This window comes from Blautia sp. SF-50 (assembly GCF_900101315.1).
In the GTDB taxonomy this organism is placed as follows: Bacteria; Bacillota; Clostridia; order Lachnospirales; family Lachnospiraceae; genus Blautia_A; species Blautia_A fusiformis.
The window spans coordinates 1-18674 of the sequence record NZ_FMUW01000031.1 but is presented as its reverse complement, the minus strand read 5'-3'; the positions used below and the strand labels follow the sequence as shown (position 1 = coordinate 18674).

Genomic DNA, 18674 nt, shown 5'->3' with positions numbered 1-18674 from the left:
TAATATAAATAGTGTTCTGGGGCTGTGGTTACTGCACAGCCCCATTTTGAAAAGGAGAAGAAATTGAAATTAGGAGCAAGAATAAGAAAAATCCGTATGTTTCGCAACATAACTCAAAAGGAATTGGGACGCAGATTAGGATATGGGGAAAGTAGTGCGGATGTGAGAATCGCCCAATATGAAAGTGGACAGCGTACACCGAAGCAGGAAACGCTTATCCGGATAGCAGAAATATTGGAAGTTGATGTCCGAAATTTTTTAAGTCTTGGAATTGCGACAATGGACGAATTAATGGAAACTTTATTCTGGATGGATGAAGAAAATAGAGGGCTTTTTCATCTGTTCCTGCTAAATGATTCAGAAAGTGAAACAGTTGGAATCACAATGAGGGATAAAAAAACAATGTCTTATCTGCAGGAATGGATGGGGAAAAAGCAGAAACTGGGCGATGGAAGAATTACAGAAGAGGAATATCTGGAATGGAAACTGCATTGGCCAGAGAATAAACAAAAAAAAGAATATAAAACCGTATGAAGTAAAAAGGAATTGCTTTGCGGAGAGTTACCTGTTAGAATATTACTGGAGTAACCGTGTACAGGGTTGGTAAAAACCTCCTGGATTTTCGGATCTCGTTAAGGGATACAGAAGAAGGGAGGTGGAGCGAATGGATACATACGAAGTCTTGAGCTTATTGTTCTTAGGCGGTACGTTTCTGATTGCTTTGCTTGCCTATTTGGATAATAGGGACAACAAGCGAAAAAAATAGCCTACCCTGTCTGCCAACAGGATAGGCAGCTCTCTTTGAGAGCAAAATAAATTAAAACCTAATCCAGGAGCATCCACCTTGTGGGCGGTTACTCTTTTCAATTAGAATATAGCATTTTCTCTCCGAAAAGTAAAGTACATTTTATGCAGCCAATTCTAAAAAAGAGTGGGCTGTTTTTTTATTGATAGGAGGGAAGTTTAATGTCTAAACTACAGGACATCCGAAACTTGGTGCAGGAACATGCCGTATCAGTGAGCAGTTCGCCAGGGGATTGGATGGATTATATGGACACAGCATCAAGGTTATATCGTTATTCTTTTTCAGACCAGCTTCTGATCCATGCACAGCGTCCAGACGCAACAGCCTGTGCATCACTGGAACTATGGAATGAAAAGATGTTACGCTGGGTAAATCGTGGTGCAAGAGGAATTGCCCTGTTTGATGAAACCTGGCAGAATACCAAACTTCGTTATGTGTTTGATATTTCGGATACCCATATGGTAGCCGGGGGCAGAAGCCCGTATCTGTGGCAGATGCAGGAACACCAGAGAGAAGAGATCCTCACCCATCTGGCAGAGGTCTATGCTCTGGAAGAAAAGGATACAGCAACTTTGCAGGATGCATTGATGGCAGTCGCAAGGGAAATGGTCAGTGATAATCTGGAGGAATACCTGGACGGATTGGAATATGCTGTAGAAGGTACTTATCTGGAAGATCTGGATGAGGTGACGATTCGCAGTGATTTCCGTCAGCTGGCAACAGACAGTGTTTACTATCTGCTTTCCAGGCGATGCGGGCTTGACCCGATGGAACTTCTGGAAGAAGAGGACTTCATGCATATTACAGATTATAACCATCTGTCAGTTCTCACCTTCCTTGGAAATGCGGCAAGCCAGCTCAGTGAGAGTATTCTGATTGATATTGGAAAGACCGTACATAAAATTTCTCTGGAAGAAGCGAGAAAAGAGGTTGAAAATTCCAATGAAAGGAATTATAATAACTTTACCACGTTAATGCGTGAAACTAAAAACCAGGATGCAGAAACGAAAAAAGAAGAAAATATTGAAAATGAAGGAGGAACCGATTATGGAACTGACATATCATCGCAAGGGAGATTACCTGTTTCCGAATCTGACCGTCGAAGAGGAAGAAGTAACGATCGGGAAATACGGGATGCTGCGGAGGACATTTCTGAAAGAACACAAGAACAGCCTTTATCAGAGCCTGTTCCTGACCGGGAAGCTGAACAGCCATCTGGAACAGATCGAGAAAGCAGCACAGGAGAGAATGGACAGCCAGATGGAGAAACTGCTGGAGAAGAATCCGGCACCGGACAAGGAAGCAGATCCGATGGCATGGACAGCACACATGAACGTACTGATGGCAACAGCGGAAGAGAGCATCTTGACGGAATTGGTATACAGTTAGTCGAAGATACAAGAGAAGATGGATTGAGTAAAGCAGAGGAAGAGATCGCCTCTGCTTTATCTTTGCCCGAATATCCCACCGCAGATGAACAAAGGCGGCAGATCGAGGAAAGAGCAGCTGCCCTTTATGCCGGAGAAATCCCGATTCCAGAGGAAGTTGTCGATGAGATCTTACGGACAGGAGGAAACCGGAAAGCAAGCCAGCTCCGGATCATCTATAATTTCATGAGTGAACAGACACCGGAGGAATATACGGAGTTTGTGAAGCGTGAATACCGCAAAGGGGGAAAAGGTTTTCAGATTGATGGAAATGAATATTCGGTCTGGTTTGATGAAACTGGGATGCAGATCGCAGTAGGGCATACAGTTACAGACCATATCTTAGATAAGGCATTTTTATCATGGGAAGATGTCAGCGGACGTATCCATCAGCTTTTAGACCAGGGTGAATATGCACCGCAGTCTGTATTGGATGCGGCAAGAAGTAATGCAGTAAAAGAACACGCCCAGGCTCTTGCCTATATGAAAGGGGATATGGCAGAAGGAGTAGCGGAGATTGTTTTCGATGAGGAGGATTTACCACATCTTCGCAGTATCTATCCGGAGATCACGGATTATCTGGAAGAAAAGCTGGAGGATCCCCAGTGGCTTTCGGAACTGAATGAAAGACTGGATGCACTGGCAGAAGCCTATGAAGAAAATCATTCTATTATGCGTTTCCATCATTATAATCCTATAAATATCTCAAAGCAGTTTCAGAAGTTTGCGGATGAGGTGATTCCTTATCAGGCTAGGGAGGGCTTTGCCTGGAAAGAACATCCGATGTTCATTACACAGGATGAGATTGATGCTTATCTTGCAGGAGGTGGAGCGTATTCGCAGGGCAGGCTTAGGACGTATTCCTTTTATCTGCTGCATGAAGATGAAAGATCGAGGACAGGTTTTATCAAGGAACAGTATGGGATCGGTGGAAGCAGTCATGCACTGTCTGGTGCCGATGATTCACACGCAAACTATGATGGAAAAGGATTGTTTCTTGCAAGAGGTGCTTATGGGAATCCATATACGTCAATTTTATTATCCTGGAATAAAGTTGCAAATAGAGTAGCTTATCTGATAAAGAATGACCAGTTCCTGCAGGCAGAAGATTATGCTCGTATGCCGGAATATGAACGGGAACAGATGGCAAATAAGGTACTACGCTTTTATGACCGTCTTCCGGAAGAGATAGACAGACCATTTACGGATGATTTTTTCTGGGAAAAACCAGGAAAAGAAATGGAGGCAGTATTAGAGAATCCAGAGCAGACAGAGGAACTGTTACAGAAGATGGATGCAGCGTTGGCAGCTCTTCCATTGGATTTTGAAGCGTATGGGACAAATTACCAGCAGAAAACAGAACTTCTTTCAGAACTTCACCAGTATGCAGAAGGAACCTATACGATTTTCCCGACACCGGAAGCAGAACCGTCTTTTGCGGAACCATCCGGACACCAGATGACCATGTTTGATTTCTTGGATACGAAGGCAGTGGCAGAACCGACCGTAGTAGATATGTCAGATGTGGAGGAAATAGAAGAGGAAGAGGTTACTGCCGAAGAAGATATTCCGGAAAGTCAGGAACAGGAAAAAGCTGTGTTAGAACCACACAACTTCCGTATCCAGGATAATGACCTTGGTGCAGGCGGTCCGAAGGCAAAGTATAAGGCAAATATGGAAGCCATCCATTTGTTACAGACTTTGGAGAAAGAAGAACGTCTGGCAACACCCGAAGAACAGGAAATCTTATCCCGATATGTTGGATGGGGTGGCATCCCACAGGCATTTGAGGAAAATAACAGCAGCTGGGCAGATGAGTATCTGGAGTTAAAGAATACCTTATCACTGGAAGAATACAATGCAGCAAGGGCATCGACCTTAAATGCTTTTTATACGTCCCCGATAGTAATCCGAAGTATGTATGAAGCACTGGAAAATATGGGACTGAAACAGGGAAATATTCTGGAACCGTCCTGTGGTGTCGGTAACTTTATGGGACTGATCCCGGAGAGTATGGGCAAAACCAATATGTACGGTGTGGAACTTGACCCGGTTTCAGGCAGGATTGCAAAACAGCTTTACCAGAAAAATAAGATTGCCGTGCAGGGATTTGAGGAAACCAGTTATCCGGATAGCTTTTTCGACTGTGTGATAGGCAATGTTCCGTTTGGAGCGTATCAGGTCAGTGACCGTAGGTATGACCGGCATCATTTTATGATCCATGATTATTTTATTGCAAAATCCCTTGATCTGGTGCGTCCGGGCGGCGTAGTTGCAGTAGTAACTTCCAGTGGAACGATGGATAAGCAGAATCCGGCAGTGAGACAGTATATCGCAAACCGGGCAGAACTGCTTGGAGCCATCCGATTACCGAATAATGCGTTCCAGATAAATGCCAATACCAGTGTTGTTTCTGATATTCTGTTTTTCCAGAAAAGGGACAGGGCATCCATTGAGGAACCGGAATGGTTAAATTTAAAGGAAACACCGGAAGGCTATTCAGTCAATGCTTATTTTGCAGAGCATCCGGAAATGGTGCTTGGTGAGTTTATTACAGAAAGTACCCAGTATGGAAAGCAGGAAGTGACCGTAAAACCAAAAGAAGGAATTACCTTAGAAGAACAATTAAAAGAAGCTGTCCAGAATATCCATGGTACGATCACGGAACTGGAACTTTCGGATACAGAGCTGGAGGAGGATGTTGTCTCTATCCCGGCAGACCCGGAGGTAAAGAATTTTAGTTTTACTGTGGTAGATGATGAAGTTTATTACCGGGAAAACTCTGTGATGAACCGCATGGAGCTTCCGGCAATGACAGCGGAACGTGTCAAAGGGATGGTGAAGATTCGTGATATTACGAATGAACTGATCCAGTGCCAGATGGAAGAGGGAAGCGATGAACAGATCACAAAGCTGCAGGAAAAACTTAATGAAGAATATGATACTTTTACAGCAAAGTATGGTCTGCTTAGCAGTAATGCCAATAAGCGGGCATTTAGCCAGGACAGCAGCTATTGTCTTTTGACTTCTCTGGAATTTCTGGATGATAAGGGAGAACTGAAACGGAAAGCGGATATTTTTACCAAAAGGACAATCCGCAGGGCAGAAACGGTAACTTCCGTGGATACTGCCAGTGAAGCACTTGCGGTTTCCATTGGTGAGAGGGCAGGCGTTGACCTTTCCTATATGGCACAGCTTTCCGGGAAAACAGAAGCAGAACTTACCGAAGAACTGGCAGGGGTGATCTTTAAGAATCCGATCAGTGAAAAATGGGAGCCGTCGGACGAATATCTTTCTGGAAATGTGAGGGAGAAACTGCAGATCGCAAAACAGTTTGCAGAAGATCATCCGGAATATCAGGTGAACGTGCAGTATTTGGAGCAGGTACAGCCAAAAGATCTGGATGCGTCAGAGATTGAGGCAAGACTTGGGGCAACCTGGATCTCCGAGGATTACATTACAAGGTTCATGGCAGAGACATTTCATACACCAAGATATTATGTAGGGAGCAAGGTCAAAGTCCAGTATGCCGAAGTGACCGGACAATGGAATGTTATGGGAAAGAATGTGGACAGCTACGGAAATGCCCTTGTCACTTCCACTTATGGAACACAGAGAGCCAATGCCTACCGTCTTTTGGAAGATGCCTTAAACCTTAGAGATACCAAGATTTATGACACGGTACAGGATGCCGATGGGGAACACCGGGAATTAAACCGGAAGGAAACAATGCTGGCACAGCAGAAGCAGGAGCTGATCAAAGAGGAATTTAAAGAGTGGATATTTAAAGACCTGCACCGACGGGAAGATCTCTGTAAGATTTATAATGAACGATTTAACAGCATCCGTCCACGGGAATATGATGGAAGCCATATTCAGTTTGTCGGCATGAATCCGGAGATCACCCTGATGCCGCACCAGAAAAACGCAGTGGCTCATGTGCTGTATGGAAATAACACCCTTCTGGCTCATTGCGTAGGAGCAGGGAAGACGTTCCAGATGATCGCAGCCGGTATGGAATCAAAACGGCTGGGACTCTCACAGAAGAATCTTTATGTTGTGCCAAACCATCTGACCGAGCAGTGGGGCAGTGATTTCCTACGTCTCTATCCGGGAGCAAATATCCTGGTGGCAACAAAGAAGGACTTTGAGCCGGCAAACCGAAAACGTTTCTGTTCCCGTATTGCGACAGGAGATTATGATGCCGTGATCATTGGACATACACAGTTTGAGAAAATCCCCCTTTCAAGGGAACGGCAGATTGCCATGCTGGAAGATCAGATCGCAGATATTACGTTTTCCATTGAAGAAGCGGCACATCAGGCAGGACAGAATTATACCATCAAGCAGTTGGAAAAAACAAAGAAGAGTCTGCAGGCGAGGATGAAGAAACTCAATGACCAGACCAGAAAGGATGATGTAGTAACTTTTGAGCAGTTGGGCGTAGACCGGCTGTTTGTGGATGAAAGTCATAGTTTTAAGAACCTTTTTTTGTATACAAAAATGCGGAATGTGGCGGGTATCTCACAGACGGATGCACAGAAAAGTTCGGATATGTTTATGAAATGTCGGTACATGGATGAACTGACCGGCGGCAGAGGGATCACCTTTGCTACAGGTACTCCCGTATCGAACAGTATGACGGAGCTTTACACTATCATGCGTTATCTCCAGTATGACACACTCATGCGTATGGGTATGGGACACTTTGATTCCTGGGCGGCAACGTTCGGGGAGACAGTAACCGCAATCGAATTATCACCGGAAGGAACGGGCTATCGTGCGAAAACACGATTTGCCCGTTTTTTCAATCTTCCGGAGCTGATCTCTATTTTTAAGGAAGCTGCGGATATTCAGACTTCGGATATGCTGAATCTTCCTGTACCGGAAGCAGAGTTTATCAATGAGGTCTTGAAGCCAAGTGAAGAACAGCAGGAAATGGTCAGTGCTTTTTCAGAACGTGCCGAAAGTGTAAGAGGCGGTCTTGTGAATCCGACAGAGGATAACATGCTCAAGATTACCAATGATGGAAGAAAATGTGCATTGGATCAGAGGTTATTAAATGAACTTCTTCCGGATGCGGAAAAAAGCAAGGTCAATACCTGTGTGGAAAATGCTTTTCAGGTATGGGAAGAAGGAAAAGCAGACCGGACAACCCAGCTGATCTTCTGCGACCTGTCCACACCCAAAGGAGATGGGACTTTCAACGTATATGATGATGTCCGGAACAAACTGACAGAAAAAGGAATCCCAAAAGAAGAGATTGCTTTTATCCATGAATACAACACGGAGGCAAAGAAAGCGGAGCTGTTTGCAAAGGTGCGGGCCGGACAGGTGAGAATCCTTATGGGTTCCACTCCAAAACTCGGTGCTGGTACCAACGTACAGGACAGACTGATTGCTCTCCATCACCTTGACTGTCCATGGAAGCCGTCTGATGTAGGACGGATTTTGCGGACATTCAAAATAAAAAAGAATGTGGAGGTAACAGACAATGGCAAAATCATTATTTGAGGAACTGGGCGGCAAATACGAAAGGCAAGGGGATTATTTGATACCGTGCTTAACTGTACCCGCCGAAGAAGAACAGGCAATAGGCATCTGGGGGCAACGGCATTTAGATTATCTAAAACAGTACCGTAAAGTTACATACACCAATCTTCTTACAAGCGGCAGGCTAAACGCCTACCTTGCCGACATCAACAGACAGGCACAGGAACGCTTTGAAAGGCTCATAGAGGGTATGAAACAGGCACAGGGCATAACGGAACAGCTAAAGGCAGAAAACGCCTTAGAATGGACAGGATGCCTCAATAACATAAGGGCTTGTGCGAGGGAGATTGTGGAAAAGGAAATTATTTTTGCATAAACAGATGATTAGTGGCAGGGGGAAATCCTGCCGCTTTTTCTGCTTTAGTTTGTCAGCTTGACAAATAAAGGGTTAAGGAATATAATTAGATTCAGTATTATACAAGGAGTTAATAAATATGCGGCAAGGTATTCTTAAATAAACTGTCAATTTGATAGTGGGAACAAAAAGTAGCAGTCCCGTTTCACTTTTAATATGGGGCTTAGTTTTTTGTACCCAGTTTAAGAATACTTTTATCATGTAATTTTATATGCCCGAAAACATATAAGTGTTTTGGGGCTATTGGAGTTATTTACCCAGTGATAGGAGTATTTATCACTGGGTATTTTTATGCCCTTTTTTGGGTGTTGATAGGAGGAAAATCACATGAAAATAATTAACTTAGGCATTCTGGCTCACGTTGACGCAGGAAAGACAACATTAACGGAAAGTTTATTGTATACCAGTGGTGCAATTGCAGAACTAGGGAGCGTAGATGAAGGCACAACAAGGACAGATACAATGAATTTGGAGCGTCAAAGGGGAATCACTATCCAGACAGCAGTGACATCTTTTCAGTGGGAGGATGTAAAAGTCAACATTATAGATACGCCAGGCCATATGGATTTTTTGGCGGAAGTATACCGTTCTTTATCCGTATTAGACGGAGCAGTATTATTAGTTTCTGCAAAGGATGGCATACAGGCACAGACCCGTATACTGTTTCATGCACTACAGATAATGAAGATTCCGACAATTTTTTTCATCAATAAAATTGACCAAGAGGGGATTGATTTGCCAATGGTATATCGGGAAATGAAAGCAAAGCTTTCTTCGGAAATTATAGTGAAGCAAAAGGTTGGGCAGCATCCCCATATAAATGTAACGGACAATGACGATATGGAACAGTGGGATGCGGTAATTATGGGAAACGATGAACTATTAGAGAAATATATGTCAGGGAAACCGTTTAAAATGTCAGAACTGGAACAGGAAGAAAACAGGAGATTCCAAAACGGAACGTTATTTCCCGTTTATCACGGAAGCGCTAAAAACAATCTGGGGATTCGGCAGCTTATAGAAGTAATTGCCAGTAAATTTTATTCATCAACGCCTGAAGGTCAATCTGAACTATGCGGGCAGGTTTTTAAGATTGAATATTCAGAGAAAAGGCGGCGTTTTGTTTATGTGCGTATATATAGCGGAACATTGCATTTGAGGGATGTTATTAGAATATCTGAAAAAGAGAAAATAAAAATCACAGAGATGTGTGTTCCGACAAACGGTGAATTATATTCATCCGATACAGCCTGCTCTGGTGATATTGTAATTTTACCAAATGATGTTTTGCAGCTAAACAGTATTTTGGGGAACGAAATACTGTTGCCGCAGAGAAAATTTATTGAAAATCCTCTCCCTATGCTCCAAACAACGATTGCAGTAAAGAAATCTGAACAGCGGGAAATATTGCTTGGGGCACTTACAGAAATTTCAGATGGCGACCCTCTTTTAAAATATTATGTGGATACTACAACGCATGAGATTATACTTTCTTTTTTGGGGAATGTGCAGATGGAAGTCATTTGTGCCATCCTTGAGGAAAAATATCATGTGGAGGCAGAAATAAAAGAGCCTACTGTTATATATATGGAAAGACCGCTTAGAAAAGCAGAATATACCATCCACATAGAAGTCCCGCCAAATCCTTTCTGGGCTTCTGTCGGGTTGTCCATAGAGCCGCTCCCTATTGGAAGCGGAGTGCAGTATGAAAGCAGAGTTTCACTTGGATATTTAAATCAATCGTTCCAAAATGCGGTTATGGAGGGGGTTCTTTATGGCTGCGAGCAGGGGCTGTATGGATGGAAAGTGACAGACTGTAAAATCTGTTTTGAATATGGATTGTATTATAGTCCTGTAAGTACCCCCGCAGACTTTCGGCTGCTTTCCCCTATCGTATTGGAGCAGGCTTTAAAAAAAGCAGGGACAGAACTATTAGAGCCATATCTCCACTTTGAAATTTATGCACCGCAGGAATATCTCTCACGGGCGTATCATGATGCTCCAAGGTATTGTGCAGATATTGTAAGTACTCAGATAAAGAATGACGAGGTCATTCTGAAAGGAGAAATCCCTGCTAGATGTATTCAAGAATACAGGAACGATTTAACTTATTTCACAAATGGGCAGGGAGTCTGCTTGACAGAGTTAAAAGGATACCAGCCAGCTATTGGTAAATTTATTTGCCAACCCCGCCGCCCGAATAGCCGTATAGATAAGGTTCGGCATATGTTCCACAAGTTAGCTTAACAGCTTGCAAAAGTCATATAAAATGAGATTTGAAAGGATTAGAGACTAATTATGATGAAATGCGAATGGATATTGTGTCCTGTTTGTGGGAGCAAAACCCGTAATAAAATTAGGAAGGACACTGTTTTGGAGAATTATCCCCTTTATTGTCCAAAATGCAGACAAGAAAGATTGATTAAAGTTGACAACTTGAAGATAACTGTCATCAAAGAGCCAGACGCTTAAGACGCAGAGCCGATGAAATTGTGGAACAATTCACGAATCATCGGCTCTTTTTGTTTCGTATTTGAAAGAACAAACTCACCAAATAAAAAAAACGATATTCGGGTGGGTTATTTTGTTATACCCTAAATTACCCTCTGAATTTGTTTTTAAATTTGGAGGGATTTTTTTATGTCCTTTTTTCGGGCAGTTATCTATCTGCTCATACGAAGCAAAATTTATCAATACATAGCATATCAGAGAACGGCAGGAAACCAGTTAAAAAAATTTCTGCCAGTGCAACGGTACTTCTCACCTTGAAAGTAGAAGTACAATCTCCATACAATAGAATTACTATTTCCTATAACCGTAAAGGTCACAGAGCCTTTGCGGTTTTTCTTTTGTCGATTTTTGTTGGAAAGTGCCGTAGGGCTGTTTCTGATATGCGGTGTCGTTCTCCGCCTCTCCATCTGGATTTTTTACATTTCAAAAATTCAGATGGGAGGTATTTATGGTGAAATATGCACCAAGAAAGGTATATATCAGAGAAAGTGGCGGCTATGTGGAATTATCCTACACGGAGTTCTGCCGTTGCAGGGAATCCGACCAGACCTATATGGACAAGCTGTTTATCCCCATTCAAGGCTGTCTGCTTGAAGTCGTGAGGGAGCAATACACAGACTTCTACCGTGACAAGGAACGGTGGCGTTATCTGCAAAAATTAGATACAAAGAATAGACTGCTATCTCTCGACGGATTTACGGACAGCGAGGGGAATCCTCTGGACTTTATCACTGATGAAGCGGTGGACATTGCAGAAACCGTTGTCAATGCGGTCATGGTGGACAGGCTGAAAGCCGCCCTGCCTTTGCTGTCGGATAGTGAACAGGAGCTGATACAGGCAATCTTTTTTGACGGACTTTCCGAGCGTGAAGTCGGGGCGAGGTTGGGCATAACCCAGAGCGTTGTAAACAAACGCAAAGCCAGAATCCTAATAAAACTAAGAAAGATAATAGAAAATTAAAATTTAAAGCGTTCAGCCCCCTTGTTTTTTCCTTTGGGAAGATGAGGGGGCTTTTCTCTGCCCTCTCAATCAATTCTGATTGGAGGAAGTAAGAATGGCATACAACCACGGACGGGAGGACAGGAAATGGCGTATCTGGAAAGAAGCGGAGGAAAAGCTGCTGCGTGAGTGCGGCGTTGATGAAGCGACCATTGAGCAGATACGCATGGCGGACAGGGCAGACTTCAATTCCAACAGGCGGTTTTACCGATGGACGAATGACGTTGCGGAATATCTTGAGGACATGGCAGGCAGGGAGCGGCAGGCGGAAGTGGGTACGGTTGCGGAGTTACTGGAAGAGATTGAGAGCGAAAATCTCTATCAAGTATTAGTCACGGTGGACGGGCGTACCTTGAAAATCGTCCTGCTGAAAATGCAGGGGTATTCCACAAAGGAGATTGCCCCGCTTGTGCATTTGACGACTGGTGCCATCTATGCGAGGTTAGACCATCTGCGGAAGAAGCTGCGGAAAATTTTATAGCTTCTAAAACAGCCTGCCATCCTGCGGGCTACTGGGTGAGGGATGGAAATCCCCTCACTCATTTTTTGCAGGAGGACAACAGGATGGCATACAGGGTTAAGGCATACACGCTTCGGGAGGAATCCACGGAAAGCGGCACAAGGTATTTTATCAGCTTTAAGGACGGGCAGGGCAAATCCCACGAGTTGGAAGTGTCGGAACAGTTCTTTATGGAGTTTCGGCAGATGGAGCGCAGGAACAGGAATCTTTTCTAATGGGACGAGCGGCACAGGGAGTTTAACGAGGTATGGGACGAAACCCTTTACAGACGGGCGTTGCGTGTGCCTAAGAGCCTTGATGAACGCATGGTTGAGGAAGAACGGAATGAAACGCTCTATAAGGCGGTTGGGAGCCTTCCAGAGATACAAAGGCGGCGTTTCCTGCTCTACTACGAGTATGAGTTCAATTTTTACCAAATCGCCGCTATGGAGCATTGCACCGCTTCGGCAATACAGAAATCTGTTGCGATTGCAAAGGAGAAAGTAAAGGCGGAAATTGAAGAAATATCTCCAACCGTGACCGACACCGCCCGAAAAAGAAATCTGTTTTTTATTTGTGTGGGATTGGCGGCATTACATACTCTCACTTTTTTCCGTGGGAGTAAATCTATTTTTAAGGAGGTCAACGCCTATGTGCAACGAAAACAAAGACACCGCCCGAAAGGAGGAAAGCCATGCAGAAGTTACAGACAGTCAACGCCGAAACGCTCCTTTATGAACCGCTTGAGAAACCATCCTTTGTGGTGGACAGCCTTATCCCGACAGGCTTATCGCTGTTCTGCGGCTCACAGAAGATAGGCAAAAGCTGGCTCATGCTGAAGCTATGCTTATGCGTGTCGCAGGGAATCCCTTTATGGGATATGCCGACAATGGAGGGCGATGTGCTTTACCTCTGCCTTGAGGACACGTTCTGCCGCATACAGGACAGGTTATTTCGTTTGACGGACGAAGCAAGCGGGCGGCTCCACTTTGCCGTGGCAAGCTGCAAGCTGTCAGACGGTCTTATCGTGCAGCTTGAAGATTATCTGAAAGATTACCCAGACAGCAGGCTCATTGTCATTGATACCTTGCAGAAAGTCCGTACAGCTTCAAAAGACAATGCCTATGCAAGCGACTATGGGGACATCTCCCTCATCAAAGACTTTGCCGACAGGCACTCTCTGGCGGTCATTGTCGTACACCACATCCGAAAGCAGAATGACAGCGACGTGTTCAACAAGGTGTCTGGGACGACAGGATTAACGGGGAGTGCGGACGCTACCTTTGTTCTGGAAAAGGAGAAACGTGCGTCTGACACCGCCAAGCTGTATGTGACGGGCAGGGACACGCCTTATCAGGAATACACGCTGCGTTTCCGTGATTGCCGTTGGGAGCTTGTGGAGCGGAAAACGCAGGAGCAGCTTGCGAAAGAAACGATACCAGATGTCCTTTTTCGGTTGGTGGATTTTATGAGGGATAAGGAAGAATGGATAGGCACGGCAACGGAACTGTTAGCCGCTATGGGGGAAACGGAAACCATACCCACGGTGATTACGAAATGGCTGAATGAATACCGCACCACATTTTTAAGCGAGAACCGTATCTGCTACCAGTACAGCCGCAGGAAAGACGGCAGGCGGATTGCCCTTGCAAGGAGGGCGGGTGACAGCGGTGATGGTGGTGACAGCGATATTAGGATACCCCCCTGTTACTGTCATTGACGCTTAAAGCCATGTAAAGCTGGCGGCTCTGCCCTGCGGGTGACAGCAGTGACGGTGGTGACAGTGATTTTAGGATACCCTGCCGCTGTCATCCCTACGGGAGAACACCCCGTAAACGCAAAATGCAGGCGTGAGATTTACTCGCCCTTTTCGGTCGTGTAAAACCACCCCTGCGGTCAGAAAAATCATTCCGATTTTTCCGACTGCGTTTACAGGGTGTAACACACTACACTTTGCCCTGCAAAGTCGTGTGCCAGACGTTCCCTCTGGACTCCCTTAAGGCAGGGCTGTGCCCTGCTATCCTACGCCTTACGGCTTCGGATAAAAGAATGGCGGCATGACGGTGACGGCTCTTGCGAGGGGGGTATCCCAAAAACACCGTCATCATCGACATGACCGTCATGCAGGGGGTGAGGGTGACAGTTGCGGCAGTCGGCAGGGGGTATCCCAAAACTGCTGTCACCACCGTCACCGCTGTCACCCCAAAGGACGGTCACCCGCCGAAAGAAAGGAGGAATCCGCCTATGCCTTATGCAATCCTGCGTTTCCAGAAACGAAAAGCGGGCGGCGTTGCGGCTTGTGAACGCCACAACGAGCGGAAGAAAGAAGCCTACAAAAGCAACCCAGATATAGATATGGAACGCTCTAAAAACAATTACCATCTCATAGCACCACCAAAGTACACCTACAAGAAAGAGATTAACCGCATGGTAGCCGAAGCGGGGTGCAGGACAAGGAAAGACAGCGTGATGATGGTGGAAACGCTCATCACAGCTTCACCAGAATTTATGAACCAGTTACCGCCCGAAGAACAAAAAGCGTATTTCCAGACGGCTCTTGACTTCATTTCGGAGCGTGTTGGAAAGCAGAATATCCTCTCCGCTGTCGTCCATATGGACGAGAGAACGCCCCATATGCACCTCTGCTTTGTGCCGATTACGCCAGACAATAAGCTGTCAGCGAAAGCTATCTTAGGCAACCAGAAATCATTATCCGAGTGGCAGACCGCCTACCATGAGCGGATGTCCTCACGGTGGAATCAGCTTGAACGGGGGCAGTCCTCAATGGAAACCAAGCGGAAACACGTCCCCACATGGCTCTATAAATTAGGCGGCAGGCTTGATAAACAGTATGAAGAAATCGTGTCTGCCCTATCCGACATCAACGCCTTTAACGCAGGGAAGAAAAGGGATAAAGCGTTAGATTTACTCTCTGCATGGCTGCCAGACGTGGAGAAATTCTCTAAGGAAATCGGGAAACAGCAGGCGTATATCGACAGTTTGAAAGAGAGAATTGGGCAGGAATCAGACTATGCGGGGCGTATGCGTGATGAAAAGTACGAGCAGGAACTAAAGGTGCAGAAAGCGAATCAGAAGATATTTGAATTGCAGAGAACCAACGAGCAGATGGGGCGGCTGCTGTCAAAAATACCGCCCGAAGTGTTGGAAGAATTGCAGAAAAATCATAGAAGCAGAGCGAAAGAAAGGTAGATATGTGAATGAAGAAACAGGATTTTAAGGTGTTAAAGACCAAAGACTTGTACCCGTTCCCCGACAATCCGTTTCATGTGGCAGAAGATGAAACACTGTCAGAGTTAGCGGAAAGCATCAAGGAATTTGGCATTGTCACGCCGATAATCACACGCCCGAAAGAGGACGGGGACGGTTATGAAGTGATTGCAGGACAGCGGCGTGTCCGTGCTTCTGAACTTGCAGGGATAAATACCGTGCCTGCGTTTGTCCTGCCCTTAGACCGTGACCGAGCCATCATCACCCTTGTAGACAGCAATTTGCAGCGTGAGAATATCCTGCCATCGGAGCGGGCGTTTGCTTACAAGATGAAATCCGAAGCCATGAAGCGGCAGGGTTTCCGCACAGACTTAACCTCGTCACAAGTTGTGACGAAGTTGCGGACGGACGACAAGGTGGCACAGGGCTTCGGCGTGGGCAGGATGACCGTGCAGCGTTTTATCCGCCTGACGGAACTGATACCGCCGATTTTGCAGATGGTGGACGAGGGGAAAATCGCCCTCACGCCTGCGGTGGAACTGTCCTTCTTGAAGAAAGACGAGCAGGAAAACCTCTTTGCCACGATGGAGAGCGAAGAAGCAACGCCCTCACTCTCACAGGCACAGCGGATGAAACAGTTAAGCCAGAGCGGGCGGCTTGACATGGATACGATATTTGCGATTATGACGGAGGAAAAGGGCAACCAGAAAGAAACCTTGAAAATCAACACAAGCAAGCTGAAAAAATACTTTCCGAAGAACACAACGCCGAAGCAGATGGAGGAAACCATCATCAAACTTTTGGAGCGTGAGTTGCAGAGGAAACGCAACCGTGACAGCCGCTAATCTTCTTTTTTCGGGAAGTAAATACAGAGAGTTGAGGTATGGAGAATGAGAGAAATCCAGTATGAAATCGTAAAGGAAATCGCAGTATTGTCTACGGGCGACAGTGGCTACACAAAGGAAATCAATCTCATTTCATGGAATGGGAAAGAGCCGAAGTATGACATCCGCAGCTTTTCCCCGAACCGTGAAAAGTGCGGCAAGGGAATCACGCTGAACGCTGATGAAGCGGCGGCACTCCTTAAAGCATTACAGAAAGAATTAAACAGCGAGGATTAATGGTATCTGATTGGCAGGGCGGGGACATTTCCAAACTCTTCCCTGCCCTGTCTGGAAAGGAAGATTTAAGTATGGGCGAGGATAAGAAAGCAGATAAAAAGAGAAAGCGTATCGTGCCAAAAGCACCAGTGCAGATGATAATCAGCCGTGAATATGTCGGCACACAGACCGTTACAGAAGCGTTTGTCCCGATTATCTCCGAGGATATTCGGAAGAAGATTGCCGAGGGCGACACCTTCGACAATGAGGGGCTGTCCGCTTAGAATGTACGCAATGGGACATGAAAACAGATAGGACAGATACGGAGGTTTTACAGTATGGCAGGAATCAAAGAAGAAAAGAAAATCTATTTAGTCGGCATTTATTGCCGCTTATCTAAAGACGATGGTACGGATAACGAGAGTGCGAGCATTGCGACACAGAAATCCATCCTCACGGATTATGTGAAAAAGCAGGGATGGCACATAGCAAAAACGTATGTGGACGATGGTTATTCTGGTACAAATTTCCAAAGACCAAGTTTCCAGAATATGATAAAAGACATTGAAAGCGGTCTGATAAACTGCGTGATTACGAAAGATTTATCCCGTCTGGGGAGAAACTATCTTGATTGTGGGTTATATCTGGAAGTTTTCTTCCCAGAGCATAACGTGAGGTATATAGCGGTCAATGACGGCGTAGATACCTTGAATAAATCTGCTATGGACATCACGCCTTTCCGCAACATTTTAAACGAAATGTATGCCGCTGACATATCTGTTAAGATAAAATCGGCATATCGGGCGAGGTTTCAACAGGGGAAATTCATGGGAACTACCGCCCCTTATGGCTATATCAAAGACCCTGCCGACCACAACCATCTGCTGATAGATGATAAAGTGGCACATGTTGTAAAAGAGATATTCGACCTTGCATTAAAAGGGAATGGAGTTGCCAAAATTTGCAGACATCTTAATAAACAGCATATCCTACGCCCTGCCGCTTATGCGGCGGAGCGTGGCGAAACAGGCTTTGAACGTCATTTTGAGGGGAACGAGGACAAACGCTATATTTGGAGTGGGAACAGCGTGAGGAGCATTTTAAGAAGCCCGATATATGCGGGAAATCTTGTAGGCTACAAACGGATTGCCGCCAATATGAAAAGCAAGAAACGCCCCTCTAAGCTGCCCGAAGAATGGGAAGTGATACCCAATACCCATGAGGGAATAGTCACGCAGGAGGAATTTGATATTGTCCAACAGCTTATTACAAGTCGTAGGCTTCCACAGAACAAGGGAGGATTTGTAAATATTTTTGCAGGCGTTATCAAGTGTGTGGACTGCGGATGTGCTCTGCGGGCAATGAACGTACACAGGAGGAAACGCCCAGAGATTATCGACTGTGTACAGTATTCATGTAATAATTATGCAAGAAACGGAAGAAGCGAGTGTAGTGCCCACAATATAGAAGCAAGGGATTTATTCAATGCCGTTCTTGCCGACATCAACTGTTTTGCGGATATGGCAGTGAATGATGAAAAGGCGGTCAGGGCCATAGAAAAGCGGCTCACGGAAACAGACCAGAGCAGGGCGAAAGCATTAGAGAAAGAACGTAAGAAGCTGAACAAACGCCTTGCGGAACTGGACAGGCTGTTTTCCTCTCTCTACGAGGATAAGGTCATGGAGCGTATTACCGAGCGGAATTTTGAGATGATGTCGGGGAAATACCAGAAAGAGCAGCTTGAAATTGAAGCAAGGCTGAAAGAGGTGACGGAAACTCTTAATGAAAGCTACGAGAAATCACGGGGAATCCGTGACTTCCTCGCCCTTATCCGAAATTATCAAGGCTTAAAAGAACTGGATGCAACAGTTATAAACGCACTCATAGACAAGATACTTGTTTCGGAGCGTGAGAAGATGGCAGACGGAACAGTGAAGCAGGAAATCAAGATTTACTATAAATTCATCGGCTTTGTCGATGAATTACATATCATACCTACAAAACGGTGGGCAGCAATGCCCGCTAAAAATTGTACGGTGTGCGGCGTTGAATATGTCCCGGGCTCTGGTGCATCAAGGTATTGTCCTGCTTGTGCCAAGAAGATACGGAGGGAGAAATCAAACGAGAGCAAACGCAGGAGCAGAGAACAGAAAAGGATAGCATGTATGAACTGTCCGCAAAAAATGACCGACTGAT

Annotated in this window: 13 protein-coding genes and 2 pseudogenes; all 15 read left to right on the top strand. The window is 45.3% G+C overall.

From position 1 onward, the window contains the following. Positions 1-63: 63 nt before the first annotated feature. The 15 genes and pseudogenes from BLP57_RS14580 (at position 64) to BLP57_RS14505 (ending at position 18673) form a co-directional block, all read left to right on the top strand. Positions 64-534, top strand: a complete 471-nt coding sequence (locus BLP57_RS14580) for a helix-turn-helix domain-containing protein (protein ID WP_092072744.1) — start codon at positions 64-66, stop codon at positions 532-534. 130 nt (positions 535-664) lie between these two features. After that, positions 665-766, top strand: a complete 102-nt coding sequence (locus BLP57_RS18335; protein ID WP_015524590.1) for a putative holin-like toxin — start codon at positions 665-667, stop codon at positions 764-766. A 200-nt stretch (positions 767-966) separates the two neighbouring features. Next, a complete protein-coding gene (locus tag BLP57_RS18615) occupies positions 967-7746 on the top strand; it encodes a DEAD/DEAH box helicase family protein (protein WP_092072741.1) in 6780 nt (2259 codons plus the stop codon). Continuing rightward, positions 7727-8101, top strand: a complete 375-nt coding sequence (locus BLP57_RS14570; protein ID WP_001129922.1) for a TnpV protein — start codon at positions 7727-7729, stop codon at positions 8099-8101. Before BLP57_RS18615 ends, BLP57_RS14570 begins: the two co-directional genes overlap by 20 nt. A 366-nt stretch (positions 8102-8467) precedes the next feature. After that, positions 8468-10387, top strand: a complete 1920-nt coding sequence (gene tet(O) / locus BLP57_RS14565; RefSeq protein ID WP_000691758.1) for a tetracycline resistance ribosomal protection protein Tet(O) — start codon at positions 8468-8470, stop codon at positions 10385-10387. A 51-nt stretch (positions 10388-10438) separates the two neighbouring features. After that, entirely contained in the window at positions 10439-10612 is a 174-nt protein-coding gene (locus BLP57_RS14560; RefSeq protein ID WP_002779755.1) for a cysteine-rich KTR domain-containing protein, read from the top strand. A 490-nt stretch (positions 10613-11102) separates the two neighbouring features. After that, positions 11103-11612: a sigma-70 family RNA polymerase sigma factor gene (locus tag BLP57_RS14545; protein ID WP_105116765.1), complete on the top strand. Its 510-nt coding sequence runs from the start codon at positions 11103-11105 to the stop codon at positions 11610-11612. 94 nt (positions 11613-11706) lie between these two features. Next, positions 11707-12132 (top strand): sigma-70 family RNA polymerase sigma factor, encoded by a 426-nt coding sequence (locus BLP57_RS14540; RefSeq protein ID WP_000323895.1) that lies wholly within the window; start codon positions 11707-11709, stop codon positions 12130-12132. An 83-nt stretch (positions 12133-12215) separates the two neighbouring features. Continuing rightward, a pseudogene (locus BLP57_RS17675) lies at positions 12216-12690 on the top strand (RNA polymerase sigma factor). A gap of 154 nt (positions 12691-12844) precedes the next feature. Further along, positions 12845-13877, top strand: a pseudogene (locus BLP57_RS14530) (AAA family ATPase). A 517-nt stretch (positions 13878-14394) separates the two neighbouring features. Next, complete coding sequence (gene mobV, locus BLP57_RS14525; RefSeq protein ID WP_001820668.1) at positions 14395-15360, top strand: MobV family relaxase; 966 nt, start codon at positions 14395-14397, stop codon at positions 15358-15360. 8 nt (positions 15361-15368) lie between these two features. Next, positions 15369-16223: a ParB/RepB/Spo0J family partition protein gene (locus tag BLP57_RS14520; RefSeq protein WP_000743700.1), complete on the top strand. Its 855-nt coding sequence runs from the start codon at positions 15369-15371 to the stop codon at positions 16221-16223. Between the two features lie 45 nt (positions 16224-16268). Further along, entirely contained in the window at positions 16269-16499 is a 231-nt protein-coding gene (locus tag BLP57_RS14515; RefSeq protein ID WP_001206986.1) for a YdbC family protein, read from the top strand. A 71-nt stretch (positions 16500-16570) separates the two neighbouring features. After that, on the top strand, positions 16571-16762 hold the full coding sequence (locus tag BLP57_RS14510) for a hypothetical protein (RefSeq protein WP_001820669.1): 192 nt from the start codon (positions 16571-16573) through the stop codon (positions 16760-16762). A 54-nt stretch (positions 16763-16816) separates the two neighbouring features. After that, positions 16817-18673, top strand: a complete 1857-nt coding sequence (locus tag BLP57_RS14505) for a recombinase family protein (protein ID WP_001820670.1) — start codon at positions 16817-16819, stop codon at positions 18671-18673. Position 18674 lies beyond the last annotated feature (1 nt).

Excerpts from the sequence above, each read along its gene's own strand:
- BLP57_RS18335 (WP_015524590.1), top strand. The coding sequence starts at position 665 with ATGGATACATACGAAGTCTTGAGCTTATTGTTCTTAGGCGGTACGTTT.
- BLP57_RS18615 (WP_092072741.1), top strand. The coding sequence starts at position 967 with ATGTCTAAACTACAGGACATCCGAAACTTGGTGCAGGAACATGCCGTA.
- BLP57_RS14570 (WP_001129922.1), top strand. The coding sequence starts at position 7,727 with ATGGCAAAATCATTATTTGAGGAACTGGGCGGCAAATACGAAAGGCAA.
- BLP57_RS14560 (WP_002779755.1), top strand. The coding sequence starts at position 10,439 with ATGATGAAATGCGAATGGATATTGTGTCCTGTTTGTGGGAGCAAAACC.
- BLP57_RS14540 (WP_000323895.1), top strand. The coding sequence starts at position 11,707 with ATGGCATACAACCACGGACGGGAGGACAGGAAATGGCGTATCTGGAAA.
- mobV (WP_001820668.1), top strand. The coding sequence starts at position 14,395 with ATGCCTTATGCAATCCTGCGTTTCCAGAAACGAAAAGCGGGCGGCGTT.
- BLP57_RS14520 (WP_000743700.1), top strand. The coding sequence starts at position 15,369 with ATGAAGAAACAGGATTTTAAGGTGTTAAAGACCAAAGACTTGTACCCG.
- BLP57_RS14515 (WP_001206986.1), top strand. The coding sequence starts at position 16,269 with ATGAGAGAAATCCAGTATGAAATCGTAAAGGAAATCGCAGTATTGTCT.
- BLP57_RS14510 (WP_001820669.1), top strand. The coding sequence starts at position 16,571 with ATGGGCGAGGATAAGAAAGCAGATAAAAAGAGAAAGCGTATCGTGCCA.
- BLP57_RS14505 (WP_001820670.1), top strand. The coding sequence starts at position 16,817 with ATGGCAGGAATCAAAGAAGAAAAGAAAATCTATTTAGTCGGCATTTAT.